Raw genomic sequence first — 17,753 nt, forward strand, 5'->3', positions numbered from 1 at the left:
GCTCAGAAGTCCTCGGCGAGAACCCGTTCCATCGCCCGCTCGGCGAGCGCGGTGATGGTGACGAACGGGTTCACACCGATGTTCCCGGGCACGAGCGAGCCGTCCGTGACGTACAGCTTCGCATACCCCTTCACCCGGCCGTAGCTGTCGGTCGCCTGGCCCAGTACGCAGCCGCCCAGCGGGTGGTAGCAGAAGTCGTCGGCGAAGACCTTGCTGCCGGACCCGAACAGGTCGTACCGGTAGATCGTCGCGTTGGCCGCGTTGATCCGGTCGAACAGCTTCTTGGCCATGGCGACCGAGACCGCGCTCTGGGCCGCGGTCCAGCCCAGCTTCACCCCGTCGCTCGCCGCGTCGTAGGTGAAGGAGGCCCGTTGAGGGTTCTTGGTGATCGCCAGGTACAGGCTCACCCAGGTCTCGAACCCGATGGGCAGCGGGGCGATCTCCGCGAAGACCGGGTTGTCGGTGTTGGCCCAGTCGTCGATGCCCATGACCGGCATGGTCGCCTGGTTGGCTCCGGTGGTGTCCCAGATGTGGTTGGCGCGCCCCAGCATGGTGTTGCCGTTGGTGCTCCAGCCCGCCCCCACACTGGAGTTGAGCGCGGGCAGCGCCCCGGTGTCCCGGGCCCGCACGAGCAGCTCGGTGGTCCCGAGACTCCCGCCGCCGAGGAACAGGTACGTACAGCTGTACTGCTTGCTCTCGACGACGGCCCCGGTGGTGTCGATCCGGTCGACGCTCAGCAGGTACGACCCGTCGCTCGCCCGCGTGATCGCCTTCACCCTCTCCAGGGTGTGGATGGTGAGGTTGCCGGTGCCGAGGGCGGCGGCGAGGTAGGTCTTGTCGAGGCTCTTCTTGCCGTAGTTGTTGCCGTAGATGACCTCCTGGGCGAGCGCGGACTTGGTGGCGGTGCCGGCGGCCTCCTGCTGCATGTACCCGAAGTCGTAGACGTTGGGCACGAAGGTGGTCTTGAGCCCGGTGTTGGCGGCGGCCTTCCGGGAGGTCCGGGTGAACTGGTACCACTCGGTCGACTCGAACCAGGTGGAGTCGACGGTGTTGACGCCGAGCATGGTGCGGGCGCGCGGGAAGTACGTGTTGTACATCGCGGTCGCGTCCACGGTCGGGAACTGCTCGGTGAAGTACGACTGGAGCGGGGTCACGGCCATCCCGCCGTTGACCAGCGAGCCGCCTCCGACGCCGCGGCCCACGTACACGGACATGTTGTCGTAGTGCACCCGGTCGAGGACTCCCGGATACGAGGCGATGTCCTTGTTGACGACGTCCAGCCAGAGGAAGGTGGCGAGCGGGGCCTCGGTGCGGGTCTTGAACCACATGGACCGCTTGTCCGGGGCGGCGGTGGAACAGAAGATCTTGCCGTCGGAGCCGGCCGTGTTCCACAGCTGGCCCATCTCGATCATGAGGGTGCGCACCCCGGCCTGGCCGAGGCGGAGCGCGGCCACGGCCCCGCCGTACCCCGAACCGACCACGATCGCGGGCGCGTTGTCGACGTCGGCCGCCTCCTCGGCGGCCTGCGCCGACTGGAGACCGACACGGGTGAGACCGGCCGCGGCGGCGGTCTGGAGGGCGATCATGCCCAGGATGTGACGTCTCGTCAGCTGACGCTGCATCAGTTTTACTGTCATGCGCGCAGCATGTGCGGATTTTCCGGTTCCGCCTAGAGGTACGACAGAGTTAGTGACAACGCGCCCCGAAGGGGCGCGGGGAACTGCGCGACCAGCCCCGACGCACCCGCAGCCGACACCTGACCCGGCCCTCTAGAGCAACGTCTCCAGCCTCTCCGCAAGGAGATCCCACCGCCACCGCTCCTCGACCCACCGCCGCCCCCGCTCCCCCATACGCTGACGCAGCTCGGCGTCCCCCAGGAGCGCCACGATGCGCTCGGCGGCCTCCTCGGCGGAGCCGCCCCGCACCACCCACCCGGTCTCCCCGTCGAGCACCGCGTCCGGTGCCCCGCCGGAGTCCCCCGCCACCACCGGCAGCCCGGTCGCCGAGGCCTCCAGGTACACGATCCCGAGCCCCTCCACGTCCAGCCCGCCCCGCCGGGTCCGGCACGGCATGGCGAACACGTCGCCCGCGCCGAAGTGGGCCGGCAGCTCGGCCCACGGCACGGCCCCCGTGAACCGCACCGACGCCTCGACCCCGGTCTCCCGGACCAGATGCCGCAGCGCCTTCTCGTACGGCCCGCCGCCCACGATCAGCAGCACCGCGTCCGGCTCGGCGGCCAGGATCAGCGGCATCGCGAGGATCAGCGTGTCCTGCCCCTTGCGCGGCACCAGCCGCGACACGCACACGACCACCGGCCGGTCGCTCAGCCCCAGCCGCGCCCGCACCGCCGCCCCGCCCGAGCCGGGATGGAAGGTCTTCTCGTCCACCCCCGGCGGCAGCTGCACCATCCGCCCCGCCGCCTGCGCGCTGAGCGCGGTCGCGATCCGGGACCGCGTGTACTCGCCGAGGTAGGTGATCGTGTCGGTCGCCTCGCCGATCCGGCCGAGCAGCTGCCGGGCCGCGGGCAGCTGGGCCCAGCCCGCCTCGTGCCCGTGGGTGGTGGCGACCAGCCGCCGCGCACCGGCCTTGCGCAGCGCGGGCGCCATCAGGCCCAGCGGCGCCGCCGCCCCGAACCACACGGACGTGCACCCGTGCTCGCGCAGCAGCCCCACCGCCGTCCGGGTCGCCCCTGGCGTCGGCAGCAGCATCGTCGTACGGTCGCGTACGACGGTGAAGGGCTGCTCGGCGTCGAACGCGGCGGTGGCCTCGGCGCCCTCCCGGCCCCGCTTCCACGTCGACGCGTAGACGACGACCCGCTCGGGGTCCAGACGCAGGGCCATGTTGTGCAGGAAGGCCTGGATTCCGCCCGGCCGGGGCGGGAAGTCATTGGTCACGACGAGGGTCTTGTCCATCGGCGCCGACCCTACCTGCACAGTGTGTTCGGCCGTGCTTCATGGCCCCCGCACAGGACGCCGGGAGATCATGTGGCCGATTCGACCCGGCGGTGCCGACGGACAGGGGCTCAGGTGGACAGGACGGACGCGCGGCGTGCCCTGGCGTTGCCGCTGGTTGTCTGGAGCGCCACCCGGCTGGTGCTGCTGCTGTTCGTCCTGAAGGTGTTCGTGTTCCCCGGCGCGGACGTCACCAGCGACGTCTCCGTCATCTACCAGGGCTGGTACGAGGTCCTGCGGCACGGAACGTTTCCCCTGGACGACGTCACCTGGCAGTACCCGCCCGCGGCTGCCCTGGCGATCCTCTCCCCCGGGCTGCTCCCCTTCCTGGACTACCCGACCGCCTTCTTCGTGCTGGCCTGCCTCGCGGACGCGGTGGTCCTCGCCCTCCTGCTCTACGCGGGCCGGCGCCCGGGCCGTACCCTGCGCGGCGCCTGGGTCTGGGTGCTGGGCGTCCCGCTCCTCGGCCCGACCGTCTACTCCCGCTACGACCTGATGGTCACCGCCGTCGCCGTCGCCGCGCTGCTCGCCGGGGCCCGGCATCCCCGGCTCATGGGCGCGCTGGCGGGCTTCGGCGCGATGGTCAAGGTGTGGCCGGCGCTGCTGCTGGTGGGCGCCGTACGGCGGCGGGCCTGGGCGTCGGCGGCCCTCACCGCGGGCGCGGTCGGCACGCTGTTCGCGGTGGCCATGCCGGGCGCGTTCTCGTTCCTGACCTTCCAGCGGGACCGGGGCACCGAGGTGGAGTCCCTCGGCGCGCTGGTCTTCCACGTCGCCCGGCACTACGGCTGGCACGGCGAGGTGCTGCTCAACTACGGCTCGATCGAATTCCTCGGCCCGCACGTGCAGGCGGTGAGCACGGCAGCCCTGCTGCTGACCGCGCTCGCGTTCGGCTGGCTGCTGCTGTGGCGGCTGTCGGCGGTCCGCTTCCGCTCCCACACGCTCGCGGACGCGGCCTTCACCGGCGTCCTGATGTTCACGGTCACCAGCCGGGTGATCAGCCCCCAGTACATGGTCTGGCTGGTGGGCCTGGCCGCCGTCTGCCTCTGCTTCCGGGCCGGCCGCATGACCCTCCCGGCCGTCCTGCTCCTCCTGGCGGCCTTCGTGACGGTCCTGGAGTTCCCGGTCGGCTTCTCGCACGTCGTCGTCAGCGACTGGTACGGCATCACCCTGCTGGCCCTGCGCAACGGCCTGCTGGTCGCGGCGACGGTGACGGCGGCCCGCACCCTGTGGCGCGCCACGGTGACCGAGACCGCCGTCGCCCCCTTCCCGGCCCAGGCGACCCGCGCGGAGGAGACCCCGGTCTCCTCCTGAGCCCGGGTGCGGCCGGCTCAGCCGCCCAGCTGAGCCGTCAGGTAGTCGCGCCAGCGGGCGGTGAAGTCCGGCAGGGTCGTGCCGAGCTCCGTCTTCAGGGCGTCCTCCACCGCGCCCGGGCGCTGCTTGTGCGCGCCGACGGCCCGGTAGAAGGCGCCGAGCCTCTCCTCGCCCCAGTGGGCGGCGATCATCCGGCAGGCCAGCCAGCCGCCCTCGTAGGCCTGGGCCAGCTTGGTGGGGTCGTCGGTGAAGCCGAAGTCCTGGTCGGCCGGGAGGTCCGCGGGGACGTCCCCGGCCTCGACGGCGCGGGCGAGTTCGGGGGCCGCCTCGGTGGGCGTGCGGCCGGTGTCCAGGTAGCCGATCCAGTCGGCGTAGCCCTCGGAGAGCCAGAGCGGGGTGGCGGCCGTGGTGTGCGCGCGGGTGGCCACGTGCGTCGTCTCGTGGGTGAGGACGACCTGTCTGCCGACCGCGCCGAGGACGGCGTACGCCTCCGGGTTGAGGATGACCCGGTCCGCCGGGGCCTGCCCCGAACCGCCCGCCTCGCCGGTGGTGACGGCGGCGATGCCCTTGTAGTTGGCGGCGGGGGCGCCCAGCAAGCCCGCCATGCCGTTCAGCGACCCGGGGACGAGCAGGACCACCCGCCGGGTCCAGTCCGTGCCCCAGGCCTTGGAGACCTCGGGGACGGCGGTGTCGGCGAGGTGGGCGTAGCCGCGCAGGGTGGCCCGGGACTGTCCGACGCCGAGGACGAGGGTGTGGGTGCTCCTGACGGCGGTCACCTCGCCCTGGTCCCAGAGCTGCTGCCCGGACTTCTTGGCGGGCTTGTCGTATGTGACATACCACTGTCCGTCGGCGGTGCGGCTGAGGGTCAGCGCCCGGTCCGTCGTCACCGGTGCCTTGTCGTACCCCTGTATCCGGTAGCTGAGCTGTGCGTCGGCGGTGGCGCCCGCGCCGTCGGGGTGGAGGGCGGTCAGCCGGTAGCTCCAGTCCGCGAGCGGTACGGCCCGCAGGTCGGCGTACGAGCTCCGGGCGCCGGTCGCGGCGTACGCCTGCTCGTCGTGGCCGAGGACCGCGGCCGAGCGGCGGTCCAGGAGCTGCTGCACCTCGGCCATCGCCGTGCCGGTCGACGACTGCCCGCCGCCGCATCCGGCCAGCGGCAGGAGCAGCAGACACAGCCCCACCGCTCCTGAGCGCCACGCCCGTCCACGACCAGCCACTTTCCGATCGTAAGGGCAGGAGCCCGGAAGTCAGGGCCTGGTGACGGAGGAGACCGGCATCATTCCGACCGGGTCGTAGCGGACCGGGGCGCCCGGGTAGGGGGCGTGGATGACCTGGCCGTCGCCGACGTACATGCCCACATGGCTGGCGTCGGAGCGGTAGACGACCAGGTCACCGGGTTGCGCCTGGGAGAGCGGCACCTGGTGGCCGGCGTAGCGCTGCTCCTGCGAGGTGCGCGGGAGGTGGACCCCGGCGTGCGCGTACGACCACTGCATCAGGCCCGAGCAGTCGAAGCCGGAGGGGCCGTTGGCGCCCCAGACGTAGGGCCTGCCGAGGGCGGAGCGGGCGGCGGCGATCGCGGCGGCGGCGCGGCCGTCGGGGACGGCGACGTCGGAGAGGTCGGGCAGGTCGGCCCGGTCGTCGCCGCGGGAGGAGTGCTCGAAGGCGGCGCGGTCGGCGGCGGGCAGCGTGTCGAGCAGCCGCCGGGCCCTCGCGAGCTTCTTCTCCACGACGGCCTTGTGGGCGGCGACCGTCCGGCGGCTGCGCTCCAGTTCGGCGAGGTTCCCGGTGGTCTCGGCGCGCTCCTGGGCGAGTTCGCGCATCGCCGCCCGGAGCCGCCTGAGCTGGCCGGCCTGGCGGACGTCGATGCGGTCGAGGAGGGAGGCCCGGTCGAGGTAGTCCTGCGGGTCGTCGGAGAAGAGCAGGGCCACGGTGGGGTCGATGCCGCCGGAGCGGTACTGGGCGCCGGCGAGCGAACCGAGCGCCTCCCGCATGGTGTTGATGCGCTCCTGCTGGCGGGCGATGCGGTCCTGGGAGTCGTTCACCTCGCGGCGCAGCGCGCCGGCCCGCTCGTCGGCCTTGTCGTAGGCCTGGGTCGCCTCCTCGGCCTGCTGGTACAGCCGGTCCACCTCGGCACGGCTGTCGGCGTGCGGGGCGGCGCTCGCCGGTACGGCGCCGAGCGCGGCGGCCGTGGCCGACAGCACGCAGATTGCGGCACCGGCGCCCCGGTTGAACCCGGACGACGGTACGAGACGGTGAGACCCCACGGGAAGCCGCATTCCTTCCGATCGTCGGACGCCGACGGTCTCCCCCGGCGTCGGGGGAAACGCGCCAGACATTGACGCCCTCCCCCGCCCAGGGCAGGAGATCCGGTCCGCGCCGCTCAGCGGCGCCACCGCGGGTTCCTGCTTCACAGGCCGCCGCCGACCCGTGCGGGTCGGTCCTACGCAGCCTCCACAGGCGTGACTTCCCGCCCGTCCGGCGGTAGGTCCGGCGACTTCCGTCACTGGACGCGGCGATGCTAGCCGCGCGGACACGCACCGGCCAAAGGCCCTCCCCGGCCGCACAACGCGACGCCCCGCCTCTGACGCAGGTCACAGGCGGGGCGGGGGGTACATCAGGCTGAAACAGTTCGCCCGTTCGGACGCCCGGGCATCGCGATCTTGACGGGGCGCGGAGTCTCGGCGGTGGTCAGATCCGGACGCCGAACTCGAAGGTCATGTCGCTCATCGCCTCGTAGCGGACCACGGCGCCGGTGTGCGGGGCGTGCAGCACCTGGCCGTTGCCGGCGTAGAGGCCGACGTGGTGGTAGTCGCCGTAGAAGATGACCAGGTCGCCGACCTTGAGGTCGCTCGCGCTGTAGATGCGGGTGCCGGCGTTGGCCTGCGCCTCGGAGGTGCGGGGTATGGTCACGCCGGCCTGGGCGTAGGCCCAGGAGGTCAGGCCCGAGCAGTCGAAGGAGGACGGGCCGGAGGCGCCGTAGACGTACGGGGAGCCGATCACGGACTGGGCGGCGGCGAAGGCGGACGCGGCCCGGCCGGAGGCGGAGCCCGTGTTGCCGAGGTCCACGCGGGAGGAGGCGCGGCTGGCGGCCTGGGCCTGCTCGGCGTCGAGGGCGGCCTTCTCCTTGGCGGTCAGGGTGTTGAGCAGCTTCTGCGCGTCGGCGAGCTTGCCCTGGACGGCCGACTTCTGCTTGGCGAGCTCGGTGCGGGTGGCGGAGAGGTCCTTGAGCTTGTCGGAGGCCTCTGCCCGCTCCTGGGCGAGTTCGCGCTGTTTGTCCTGGATCTTCTTCAGGGCCTCGACCTGCTGGCTGCTCAACTGGTCGAGCGTGGAGGCCTTGTCGAGGTAGTCGTCCGGGTCGGACGAGAGGAAGAGCTGGACCGACGGGTCGATGCCGCCGGAGCGGTACTGCGCGGTGGCCAGCGAACCGAGACTGTCCCGCAGCTTGTTGAGGTCCTCCTGCCCCCGGGCCACGTTGTCCTGGATCGTGGAGATCTCCTTCTGCAGCTTCTGCTGCTTGTCCTTGGCGCCGTCCAGCTTCTCGGTGGCCTGCTCGGCCTCCTCGTAGAGCTTGTCGACCTTCGCCTTGACCTCGTCCTTGGTCAGCTTCTCGCTGGGCGCCGCGTTGGCGGCGTTGGCGCTGAGGACTACGGCTGCGGCGGCTGCGGTCGTGAGCACGGTCACGCGCGCACGGCTCTGCTGCTTGGGTCGACGATGGGACGCCACGGAGACGGGCTCCTTCGTTTGAGTGATCACCCGTGTGGAGGTTCGAGGCTCGACCCTAGTGACCTCGCCGTGATCAGTTCAAACCCAACAGCGAAAAATCTGGTCACGCAACGCACTCTTTGCACATAACTCACGAGCGGTAATGCTCGATTGACGCTACGTTGCGTGACGCTTCGGTCAATTCGGGCATTGCATATGCGGGTTGAACGTTCAGGACAGTCGCTTCAGAAGCATCGCAGAAGCGACCGGACGGGCACCCGCCTTCGCGACCCCGTCGGCGACCTCGCGGTCGGTCGAGGCGACGATCACCGGGCGGCCCGGCGGCTCGGCACGCACCAGCTGGCGGATCAACTCGTCCGCGGTGACGCCCGGCTTGGAGAAGAGGACCCGGACCCCGCGCGGCGGGGCGAGCAGCACCGGCGCGGCCAGCTCGGCGCCGTCGAAGACACAGGTGACCTCGGCGCCGGTCTGGGCGGCGAGCGTGGAGAGCTGACCGAGCAGCCGCAGCCGCTGCTTCTCCAGCGGCATCTGCGGATAGCCGGTCTTGGTCACGTTGTAGCCGTCGACGACCAGATGCGCCTGGGGCAGCGCGAGCAGCTGGTTGAGGATGGCCGGGTCGTGCTCGGACAGTGCGCGCGCCGCGATGTCCTTCGGGGTCATTCGTCCCGGTTCGACCGCGTCCACGGTCTCGGCGGGCCGTACCGACACCGGTGGCAGGGCCAGCTCCCGGCGCAGCCCCTGGGCCGCGTCGAGGACGGTGTCGAGCAGCAGCCGCAGCCGCATGTCCTCGACGCTGCGCCCCTCGCGGGCGGCCCGGCGGCTGGCCTCCAGGGCCGCCTCGACCTCGCCGAGGCGGGCCTTGAGCCGACGGCTCTCGCTCTCCGCGGCGGACACCAGGGACTGCCCCTCGGCCCGCCCCGTCTCCATCTCGCCCTGCAGCTTGCGCAGCGCGGCCTCGCCCCGCTTGACGTCGCTCAGCGCGGCCCGCAGCTTGCGGTGAAGCGATTCCGCTTCCTTCTTCGCCGCGTCCAGCTCGGTGCGCAGCCGCTCCGTCTCGGACCGGGTCTGCTCCCGGGCCCGGTCCAGCTCCTCGCGCAGCCGCTCCAGTTCGGCCCGGCTCTCCTCGTCGGCCCGCTCGGCGTCGGCCCGCTGGGCCTCCTCGCCGGCCGCCGCCACGAGCTTCACCCAGCCCGTGGGGCGCAGTACATAGGCCGCGGCCGCCACGTCGAGCGGGTCCGCGGCCGGGGGCGGGGAGCCGGAGTCCAGGGCACCGGCCAGTTCCGGATGGGCCTCTCTCAGCTTCTCCCCGATCCGCTGCCGGAAGAGGGTGTCCGTCTCCAGCGCGGCGGCCATCGCGTTCCCCGCGAACTTGGCCCGGCGATTCGGGGCGAAGCGGGCGTACTGCCGCAGCTGTGCGGGCAGTTCGGCGACGGTCAGACCGCCGAAACCGTCGGACACGATCTGTACGACACGCCGTCGCACGCCGTCGGGCAACGGACGGTCAAGCACCTCGGCGGTGCCGTCGCCCGGCCCCCCGCCTGTGGTCTCCACCATCCGTCACACCCCATCGCCTGTGCGGGGCCGCTCCCGGTCTCAGGAGTCGGCGCCCGGCCTGTCCACGAGTTCCACCTGGTCCACCGCGTTGCACCAGCGGCAGCGCACCGACTCGATGGTCTCACTGACCACCTCGCGCTCCTCGACCTTCGGCTCACCGGCCAGGTCGAGGTGGACGTACTCGACCACCTTCGACGAGCGGGTCACGTCGAAGCGGGTGAGGTTGCCGCAGAGGGTGCAGCGCCACCGCGTCGTGGCGGTCGGCAGGGGAACCGTCATCGTGGCTTGTTCGCTTCCTTCTAGTGTCCGTGACGCGCCGTCCCGACGCGTGTGGCTCGTAACCCTACGGCCTGGCGGGTACTCGACGCCGCCCTGTCCGCGGCGGCGAGGCGATCTGCACCACTGCGTCCCGTTACGCCATGCTCTATGTCCATGATCGGCAACTGGAACACGACGGCGGCCCGGACCCTGCGAAGTCTGCGGGGCACGTCCGCGCCCATGACGTACACCCTGATCGCCGTGTGCTGCCTGATCTTCGTGCTCGGCCCCGCCTCCGGCTTCAACCCGTCCTACGGCACCGGGGAGGCCCTCGCGACCGCCCAGCGGGCGTACTTCCGGCACTGGGGGGTGGTGCCCGCCGACCTGTTCGACGGTCCGGTGCGGGAGGCGCTCACCCCGGCCACGGCGCTCTTCATCCACGGCAGCTGGGTGCACCTCCTCGGCAACATGCTCTTCCTCTTCGTCTTCGGGGCGATGACCGAGGAACGGATGGGCCGCGTGGAGTTCACTCTCTTCTACATCTGCTGCGGCTACCTCGCGCTGCTCGGCTACGCGGTCGCCAACGCCACGTCCCCGCAGTCGCTGGTGGGCGCGTCCGGGGCGATCTCGGCGGTCCTCGGAGCATTCCTGTACCTGTTCCCCAACGCCCGCGTGACCAGTCTCCTCCCCTTCCTCTTCTTCCTCCCGCTCCGGTTCCCGGCCTGGGTGGTCCTCCCGTTCTGGGCGGCCCTGCAGTGGCTGGCCCTGGGCCAGGCCCCCTCCGGCCCCGGCGTCGCCTACCTCGCGCACCTGGTCGGCTTCGGGCTCGGGTTCGGCTACGCGTGGGTGCGGTACAGGAAAAAGAAGGGCGCGAAGCGCGGCCTTGGAAGGGTGGTGGTGGGCGACGGGCGGGCGACTAAAGTGAAGGTCGCCCCAGCTCCGGCACCCGAGGGAGAGAACCAGCCGTGATCACCGCGATCGTCCTCATCAAGACCAGCGTGGACCGGATCCCCGAGATCGCGGAACGGATCGCCGCGCTGGAGAGTGTCAGCGAGGTCTTCTCCGTCACCGGCACGTACGACCTGATCGCCATGGTCCGGGTGAAGCAGCACGAGGACCTGGCCGAGGTCATCCCCGGCTCCATCAGCAAGATCCCGGGCGTGGAGGCCACGGACACGCACGTCGCGTTCCGCACGTACTCCCAGCACGACCTGGAAGCGGCGTTCGCGATCGGCCTGGACAGCTAGAAAGCGCCGCCCGCTGAAGCGCCCCGCCAGGGGCGCGGGGAACTGCGCGACCAGCCACGACGGACCCGCGGGGGGCCACGGCGCTTCGTGCCCGGCCGCAGGCCGGTGGGGGCTGAGCGCGCAGTTCCCCGCGCCCCCAAAAAACAGGTGGGTCAGCTCACCGCCGGGACGCAGCGGCCGTCCTCCGTGCGGTAGGACCACTTGGCGCCGTCGGTCACCAGTTCCCGTACCGCCGTCACGAAGCGCTCCACGTGCTCGTCCGGCGTCCCCGCTCCGAAGCTCACGCGGATCGCGTTGAGGGACTTCTCGCCCGGTGCCGCCTCCGGCGCCCCGCACTCGCCCTGGGTCTGCGGGTCGGAGCCCAGCAGGGTCCTGACCAGCGGGTGGGCGCAGAAGAGGCCGTCGCGGACGCCGATGCCGTACTCGGCGGAGAGGGCGGCGGCGAAGTGGGAGCTGTTCCAGCCCTCCACCACGAAGCTGATCACGCCGACGCGGGGGGCGTCGTCGCCGAAGAGGGAGAGGACCCGGACCTCCGGCACCTCGGCAAGCCCCGCCCGCACCGCATCGATGAGCTGCCGCTCGCGGGCGACCAGCGTGTCGAAACCGGCCTCGGTGAGCGCCTTGCAGGCGGAGGCGATGGAGTAGGCGCCGATCACGTTGGGCGAGCCCGCCTCGTGCCGGGCCGCGCTCTCGTGCCACTCCACGGCCACTCCCCCGTCCTCGCGCCGGGTGACCTTGCGGCTGGCGCCGCCGCCCGCGAGGTACGGCTCGGCGGCCTGCAGCCAGTCGGCGCGGCCGGCGAGGACGCCGGAGCCGAAGGGGGCGTACAGCTTGTGTCCGGAGAAGGCGACCCAGTCGACGTCCAGGTCCTGGACGGAGACGGGGTGGTGCGGGGCCAGCTGGGCGGCGTCCAGGACGATCCGGGCGCCGTGCGCGTGGGCGGCTGCCGCGAGTTCCCGTACCGGCCACAGCTCGCCGGTGACGTTGGACGCGCCGGTGACGCAGACCAGGGCCGGGCCGTAGGGGTCACGGTCGGCGAGGGCGCGCTCCAGGGTCTCGACGGCCTGCCGCGGGGTGCGGGGTGCGTTGAGGTAGGTGACGCGGGCGTCCTGCCACGGCAGCAGGGAGGCGTGGTGCTCGGTCTCGAAGACGAAGACCTGGCAGTCGGCGGGGAGGGCGCGGGCCAGGAGGTTCAGGGAGTCCGTGGTGGAGCGGGTGAAGACGAGCTGGTCGTCGGGGCGGCAGTCGAGGAACTCGGCGACGGTCCGGCGGGCGTTCTCGAAGAGGTCCGTGGAGAGCTGGGAGAGGTAGCCGGCGCCGCGGTGGACGCTGCCGTAGTAGGGCGCGTACGCGGCCACGTCGTCCCAGACCCGCTGGAGGGCGGGGGCGCTGGCCGCGTAGTCGAGGGCGGCGTAGGCGACCTCGCCGCCGGTGACGAGCGGGACGGTGACATCCCGGCCCAGAACGGGCAGGGGTGCACAAACGGACTGGGCGGCGGCAGCGGTGGAGACGGACATGGCGGAACTCCTGTGAGAGGCAAGGGGTATCACCGCGCGAACCGGTACGGCTCAAGCACGGGGAAGGGTGAAAGGGGTGTGCGGAGGCGGGGCTCGGCGCCCTATCGCATTCGCTTGCTCACAGAAGGCTCCCTCGACGACCAGGACCCCTGGTGTTTCGTGAGGGGTCCGCGCTTGCCGTAGACCTCGCTGCCTACGACCTGGTCTTCACCCGGGGCACCCCGCCACGGACGGAGGGTTGCCGGACAGTCGGCCGGGGCCTCATGACTGTCACTCATGACCTGGAAAGAAACGTATGGGAAGTGATCGCCGCCGCGCAACTTCTGTCCGGATGACGGGACGGGGGCCTGGCCGGCCGGGCACCGCCGACAACACCGTGTCGGGTTGCGCGCCGTTGCGTCGGAACAAGAGGCACCGGCGGTCAGCCGCGACGGCGGGGCCCGGCGGGGCCTGACCGCGCCTCCGCCCCGTCGGCCGTGCCGCCTACTTGTTCGTCGCGGCTGCCCAGCGCTCGAGCACCCGCTTCGCGGCACCCGAGTCGATCGACTCGGCCGCCCTGCCCATGCCGGCCCGGAGCTGCTCGGCCAGTGCCCCGGTGCCCGGATCCAGGGCCACCAGCGCCGCCGCCGAGTTCAGCAGCACCGCGTCCCGTACCGGGCCCTGCTCGCCGTCCAGGAGCCTGCGGGCGACCTCCGCGTTGTACGACGGGTCGCCGCCCCGCAGCGCCTCCACGGGGACCAGGTCGAGGCCGGCGTCACGGGGGTCGAAGGTCTCCTCCGTGACCTTGCCGTCGCGGACGATCCAGACGCGGGACGTGGCCGTCGTCGTCAGCTCGTCGAGGCCGTCGTCGCCGCGGAAGACGAGGGAGGAGTGGCCGCGCTCGGCGAAGACGCCCGCGACGACGGGGGCCATGCGGGGGTCGGCGACGCCGACGGCCTGGGCGCGGACCCGTGCCGGGTTGGTCAGCGGGCCGAGGATGTTGAAGACCGTGCGGATGCCCAGCTGGCCGCGCGCGGCGCCCGCGTAGCGCAGCGCCGGGTGGAACTTGACGGCGAAGCAGAAGGTGATGCCGGCCTCCTCGGCGACCTCGGCGACCCGCTGCGGGGTCAGGTCGAGGTTGACGCCGAGCTTCTCCAGGACGTCGGAGGCCCCGGACGCGGAGGAGGCCGCGCGGTTGCCGTGCTTGACGACCTTCGCCCCGGTGCCGGCCACCACGAGCGCCGACATCGTGGAGATGTTCACCGTCTTCGCGCCGTCGCCGCCGGTGCCGACGATGTCGACCGTGCGGCCCGGTACCTCGATGACGTTGGCGTGCTCGTACATCGTGCGGACGAGCCCGTTGATCTCCTCGACGGTCTCGCCCTTGGCCCGCAGGGCGACGACGAAGCCCGCGATCTGGGCGTCGGTGGCCTGCCCGCGCATGATCTGGTCCATCGCCCAGGACGTCGCGTCGGCGCTCTGGTCCTGGCCGTACAGCAGCGCGTTCAGTACCTCGGGCCAGGAACGGCCCGCCGCGGTGTCGCCTCCAGCGGGGGTCACAGCGCTCATACGGCCGCTCCTGATCGTCGTACGCCACATATCCGGTTTCCAGACCTACCCTATCCAGCTCCGGGCACGGCGAAGGGCCCCCGTCCGATGTACGGACGGGGGCCCTTCGGCTGTGGCGTGGCGACGCGGTCGATCAGTGGTGGCCGTGGCCGCTCGTGATCTCCTTGTACTCCTCGACGGTCGGCTTCGGGATCTGGTTGTCCTCGCCGTAGTAGGCGCTGCTCAGCTTGGCGCGGAGCTTCTCGGCGCCCTTGACCTTGCGCTCGACACCGTTCTCGTCGACCGCCGGGCCGACCTGGGCCGGCTCGTACTGGTGGTGCGCCGTGAGGGTGTGCAGCTGCTCCTGCGAGAGCGGCTCGTGGACCTCGATGAACTCACCGTGCGGCAGCCGCTTGATGATGCCGGTCTCGCGGCCGTGCAGCACCTTGTCGCGGTCACGCCGCTGGAGGCCCATGCAGATCCGCTTGGTGGCGATGAACGCGATCACCGGTCCGGCGAAGAAGAAGATCCGGACGAACCAGGTCACGTCGTTGATCGACAGGTGGAAGTGGGTGGCGATGAGGTCGTTGCCACCACCGATCAGGCCGATCATGTACACCGTCACCCAGGCGACACCGAAGGCGGTGCGGGTCGGGGCGTTGCGCGGGCGGTCCAGGATGTGGTGCTCGCTCTTGTCGCCGGTGACCCAGGACTCGATGAACGGGTAGAGCGCGATCGCGCCCAGCACCAGACCGAACAGGACCAGCGGGATGAAGACGCCCAGGACCAGGGTGTGGCCCCAGAAGTTGATCTCCCAGCCGGGCATGTACCGGATCAGACCCTCGGCGAAGCCCATGTACCAGTCGGGCTGGGCGCCGGTGGACACCTGGTCCGGGCGGTAGGGGCCCATGGCCCAGATCGGGTTGATCTGGGTGGTCGCCGCGATGGCCGCGATGACACCGAAGACCAGGAAGAAGAAGCCTCCGGCCTTGGCCATGTAGACCGGCAGCAGCGGCATGCCGACGACGTTCTTCTCGGTCTTTCCGGGACCCGCGAACTGCGTGTGCTTGTGGTAGAAGACCAGGATCAGGTGGCCCACCATCAGGCCGAGCATGATGCCCGGCAGCAGCAGGATGTGGATCGAGTAGAACCGCGCCACGAAGTCGTGGCCGGGGAACTCGCCGCCGAAGAGGAAGTACGAGATGTACGTGCCGACGATCGGCATCGACAGGATGGCGCCCTCGGTGAAGCGGACACCGGTGCCGGAGAGCAGGTCGTCCGGGAGCGAGTAACCGGTGAAGCCGGTGAACATGCCCAGGACGAACAGCAGGAAGCCGAACAGCCAGTTGATCTCACGCGGCTTGCGGAACGCGCCCGTGAAGAACACGCGCATCATGTGCACGAACATGCCGGCGAGGAAGATCAGCGCGGCCCAGTGGTGGATCTGCCGGATGAGCAGGCCACCGCGCACGTCGAAGGAGATGTGCAGGGTCGAGTTGAACGCCTCGGACATCAGCTGTCCCTGGAGCGGGACGTAGCTGCCGTGGTACGCCACCTCGTTCATCGACGGGTGGAAGAACAGCGTCAGGTACACACCCGTCAGGATGATGATGATGAAGCTGTACATGCACACTTCGCCCAGCATGAACGACCAGTGGTCGGGGAAGATCTTGCGCATGTTGGACTTGGCCAGGGAGTAGATCCCGAGCCGTCCGTCGGCCCAGTCGGCGACTCGCTCGCCGGCCGGTGCCTTCCCGCGCTCGCGGGACTCGGTGTTCTCTGTAGTGCTCATCCGCGCTCCCAGAAGGCAGGACCGACGGGCTCGTCGAAGTCGCCGAGCGCCTGGAGGTAGCCCTCCTCGCTCACGCCGATGCGCAGCTGCGGCAGGGCGTGGCCGGCCGGGCCGAAGATCACTCGGGCTCCGTCGGAGAGGTCGAAGGTGGACTGGTGGCACGGGCAGAGCACGTGGTGGGTCTGCTGCTCGTACAGCGAGATCGGGCAGCCCACGTGGGTGCAGATCTTCGAGAAGGCGACGATGCCCTCGTGCGACCACTCCAGCTCGCGCTTGTCCTTGATGTTGTCCGGCTGCAGCCGGATGATCATCAGGGCCGCCTTCGCCATCACGTTCTGGAAGTCCTCCTGGGACTCCTCGACGCCCTCGGGCTTGGCGAAGGTCAGCGAGCCGACGGCGACGTCGGAGGGACGCAGCGGCTCGTTGGTGTTCATGTTGACGAGCAGCTTGCCCTTCGACCACGCCGTGTGGCGCAGCGAGGTGCCCGGCAGCGGGCCGAGGTCGCGCAGCAGCACGACGCCGGAGAGCGGGACCAGGGTCAGCGCGCCGAACATCGTGGTGCGGATCAGCTTGCGCCGGCCGATCGCCGATTCCTTCGCGCCCTGCTTGAAGTCGGCCAGGACCTTGGCCTTGACCTCCGGCTCGGCCGCGATGGCGTGCCGCTCGTCGGCGACCTCCACGTCGGACATCAGGGTGCGGGCCCAGTGGACCGCGCCCGCGCCGATGCAGAACAGCGCCGCACCGAGGGTCAGGCCCAGCGCGAAGTTCAGCGCGCTGATGTGACCGATCGGGAAGACGAAGATCGACTTGTCCTTCGGGATCGTCACGTAGGACGCGATGAACCCGACGGTGGCCAGCATCGACACCGTGAACAGCAGGGCCACGACGCGCTCGGACCGCTTGGCGGCCCGCTCGTCGATGTCCTGGATCCGGTGCTCGTGGGGCGGCAGACCCGGGTCCGAGAAGGGGTCCTTCTCGTCCGCGAGGCTCACCGCGCCGTGCGCGTGGTGGTCCTGCTCAGCGGGCAGGTTCTCTTCTGGAATGTCTTGGCTACTCATGACTTCTTGGCCTTTGCGGTCCGAGCGGCGACCCAGACGGCGACCGCGATCAGTGCACCGAGACCGAAGATCCACGCGAACAGACCCTCGCTGACCGGCCCGAGGCCGCCCAGGTTGAGACCGCCGGGGTTCTCCGTGTTGCTGCTGTTGACCGCGTTCAGGTACGCGATGATGTCCTTCTTGTTCTTCTCCGTCAGCGTCGTGTCGGGGAAGGACGGCATGTTCTGCGGGCCCGTCTGCATGGCCTCGTACATGTGCTTCGGGTCGACGCCCTCAAGGCTCGGGGCGAACTTGCCCTTGGTCAGCGCACCGCCCGCGCCCACGAAGTTGTGGCACTGCGCGCAGTTGGTGCGGAAGAGCTCGCCACCCTTGGCGATGTCGGCACCGTCCGGGCCGTACTGCTCCGAGGTCGGGACCTCGGGACCGGCGCCCAGCGAGGCGATGTACGCCGCGAGCTGGTCGATCTGGGCCTGGGTGTAGATGTTCTTCTTCTTGACGACCTGCGGACCCTGCGAGGTGGCGGCCGGCATCCGGCCGGTGCCGACCTGGAAGTCCACGGCCGCGGCGCCCACGCCCACCAGGCTGGGGCCGTCGGACGAACCCTGACCGCCGGTGCCGTGGCAGCTGGCGCAACCGACCGAGTAGAGCTTCTTGCCCTCCTCGATGGTCAGGGACTGGGATGTTTCATCGGCCTGCGCCTTGCCCGCGGGTGCGAACGCGGCGTACAGCCCCCCTGTGCATGCCAGCGCGAGGAGTAGGACGACGACCGCCGCCAGCGGATGGCGTCGTCGTGCGGAGAGCTTTTTCACGGATTACCC

The 17,753-nt window shown here is 70.9% G+C and carries 15 protein-coding genes and 1 riboswitch; of the genes, 3 read left to right on the forward strand and 12 right to left on the reverse strand.

What is annotated here, in order from left to right:
- Positions 1 to 2: 2 nt before the first annotated feature.
- Together AB0D74_RS08175 and AB0D74_RS08180 are read right to left on the reverse strand one after the other, a co-directional pair.
- Positions 3 to 1,586, reverse strand: coding sequence for a GMC oxidoreductase (locus AB0D74_RS08175; protein ID WP_362581954.1), 1,584 nt, complete (start codon positions 1,584 to 1,586; stop codon positions 3 to 5).
- 183 nt (positions 1,587 to 1,769) lie between these two features.
- Positions 1,770 to 2,912, reverse strand: a complete 1,143-nt coding sequence (locus tag AB0D74_RS08180) for a glycosyltransferase family 4 protein (protein WP_362581745.1) — start codon at positions 2,910 to 2,912, stop codon at positions 1,770 to 1,772.
- A gap of 114 nt (positions 2,913 to 3,026) precedes the next feature.
- Between AB0D74_RS08180 and AB0D74_RS08185 the strand changes: the two genes are divergently transcribed.
- A complete protein-coding gene (locus AB0D74_RS08185) occupies positions 3,027 to 4,262 on the forward strand; it encodes a glycosyltransferase family 87 protein (protein WP_362581747.1) in 1,236 nt (411 codons plus the stop codon).
- A gap of 17 nt (positions 4,263 to 4,279) precedes the next feature.
- Here the strand turns inward: AB0D74_RS08185 and AB0D74_RS08190 are convergent, their stop codons facing one another.
- The 5 genes from AB0D74_RS08190 to AB0D74_RS08210 form a co-directional block, all read right to left on the reverse strand.
- Positions 4,280 to 5,476, reverse strand: coding sequence for a hypothetical protein (locus AB0D74_RS08190; RefSeq protein ID WP_362581749.1), 1,197 nt, complete (start codon positions 5,474 to 5,476; stop codon positions 4,280 to 4,282).
- Between the two features lie 30 nt (positions 5,477 to 5,506).
- Positions 5,507 to 6,523 (reverse strand): NlpC/P60 family protein, encoded by a 1,017-nt coding sequence (locus AB0D74_RS08195; protein WP_362581751.1) that lies wholly within the window; start codon positions 6,521 to 6,523, stop codon positions 5,507 to 5,509.
- 424 nt (positions 6,524 to 6,947) lie between these two features.
- Positions 6,948 to 7,982, reverse strand: coding sequence for an NlpC/P60 family protein (locus tag AB0D74_RS08200; RefSeq protein ID WP_362581753.1), 1,035 nt, complete (start codon positions 7,980 to 7,982; stop codon positions 6,948 to 6,950).
- Between the two features lie 210 nt (positions 7,983 to 8,192).
- Positions 8,193 to 9,536: an NYN domain-containing protein gene (locus AB0D74_RS08205; RefSeq protein WP_362581755.1), complete on the reverse strand. Its 1,344-nt coding sequence runs from the start codon at positions 9,534 to 9,536 to the stop codon at positions 8,193 to 8,195.
- Positions 9,537 to 9,575: 39 nt separating this feature from the next.
- Positions 9,576 to 9,815 carry a hypothetical protein gene (locus AB0D74_RS08210; protein ID WP_009309707.1) on the reverse strand — a complete coding sequence of 80 codons (240 nt, stop codon included), beginning with the start codon at positions 9,813 to 9,815 and terminating at the stop codon, positions 9,576 to 9,578.
- A 153-nt stretch (positions 9,816 to 9,968) separates the two neighbouring features.
- Between AB0D74_RS08210 and AB0D74_RS08215 the strand changes: the two genes are divergently transcribed.
- Positions 9,969 to 10,763 (forward strand): rhomboid family intramembrane serine protease, encoded by a 795-nt coding sequence (locus AB0D74_RS08215; protein WP_362581757.1) that lies wholly within the window; start codon positions 9,969 to 9,971, stop codon positions 10,761 to 10,763.
- Positions 10,760 to 11,041, forward strand: a complete 282-nt coding sequence (locus AB0D74_RS08220) for an Lrp/AsnC ligand binding domain-containing protein (protein WP_020137395.1) — start codon at positions 10,760 to 10,762, stop codon at positions 11,039 to 11,041. The genes AB0D74_RS08215 and AB0D74_RS08220 overlap by 4 nt, the downstream gene beginning before the upstream one ends.
- A gap of 152 nt (positions 11,042 to 11,193) precedes the next feature.
- Here AB0D74_RS08220 and AB0D74_RS08225 read toward each other — a convergent pair whose 3' ends face one another.
- The 5 genes from AB0D74_RS08225 to AB0D74_RS08245 all read right to left on the reverse strand — a co-directional run bounded on the left by AB0D74_RS08225 (position 11,194) and on the right by AB0D74_RS08245 (position 17,744).
- Positions 11,194 to 12,558: an aminotransferase class V-fold PLP-dependent enzyme gene (locus AB0D74_RS08225; RefSeq protein ID WP_362581760.1), complete on the reverse strand. Its 1,365-nt coding sequence runs from the start codon at positions 12,556 to 12,558 to the stop codon at positions 11,194 to 11,196.
- A 165-nt stretch (positions 12,559 to 12,723) separates the two neighbouring features.
- Positions 12,724 to 12,840, reverse strand: a riboswitch (SAM riboswitch).
- Between the two features lie 201 nt (positions 12,841 to 13,041).
- On the reverse strand, positions 13,042 to 14,106 hold the full coding sequence (trpD, locus tag AB0D74_RS08230; RefSeq protein WP_362581762.1) for an anthranilate phosphoribosyltransferase: 1,065 nt from the start codon (positions 14,104 to 14,106) through the stop codon (positions 13,042 to 13,044).
- A 133-nt stretch (positions 14,107 to 14,239) separates the two neighbouring features.
- Entirely contained in the window at positions 14,240 to 15,877 is a 1,638-nt protein-coding gene (locus AB0D74_RS08235; protein ID WP_362581763.1) for a cytochrome bc complex cytochrome b subunit, read from the reverse strand.
- Positions 15,874 to 16,935 (reverse strand): Rieske 2Fe-2S domain-containing protein, encoded by a 1,062-nt coding sequence (locus tag AB0D74_RS08240; RefSeq protein WP_362581765.1) that lies wholly within the window; start codon positions 16,933 to 16,935, stop codon positions 15,874 to 15,876. The genes AB0D74_RS08235 and AB0D74_RS08240 overlap by 4 nt, the downstream gene beginning before the upstream one ends.
- Positions 16,932 to 17,744 (reverse strand): c-type cytochrome, encoded by an 813-nt coding sequence (locus tag AB0D74_RS08245; RefSeq protein WP_362581767.1) that lies wholly within the window; start codon positions 17,742 to 17,744, stop codon positions 16,932 to 16,934. Before AB0D74_RS08245 ends, AB0D74_RS08240 begins: the two co-directional genes overlap by 4 nt.
- Between the last annotated feature and the right edge of the window lie 9 nt (positions 17,745 to 17,753).

The sequence above is a fragment of the Streptomyces sp. NPDC048278 genome (genome assembly GCF_040652195.1).
In the GTDB taxonomy this organism is placed as follows: Bacteria; Actinomycetota; Actinomycetes; order Streptomycetales; family Streptomycetaceae; genus Streptomyces.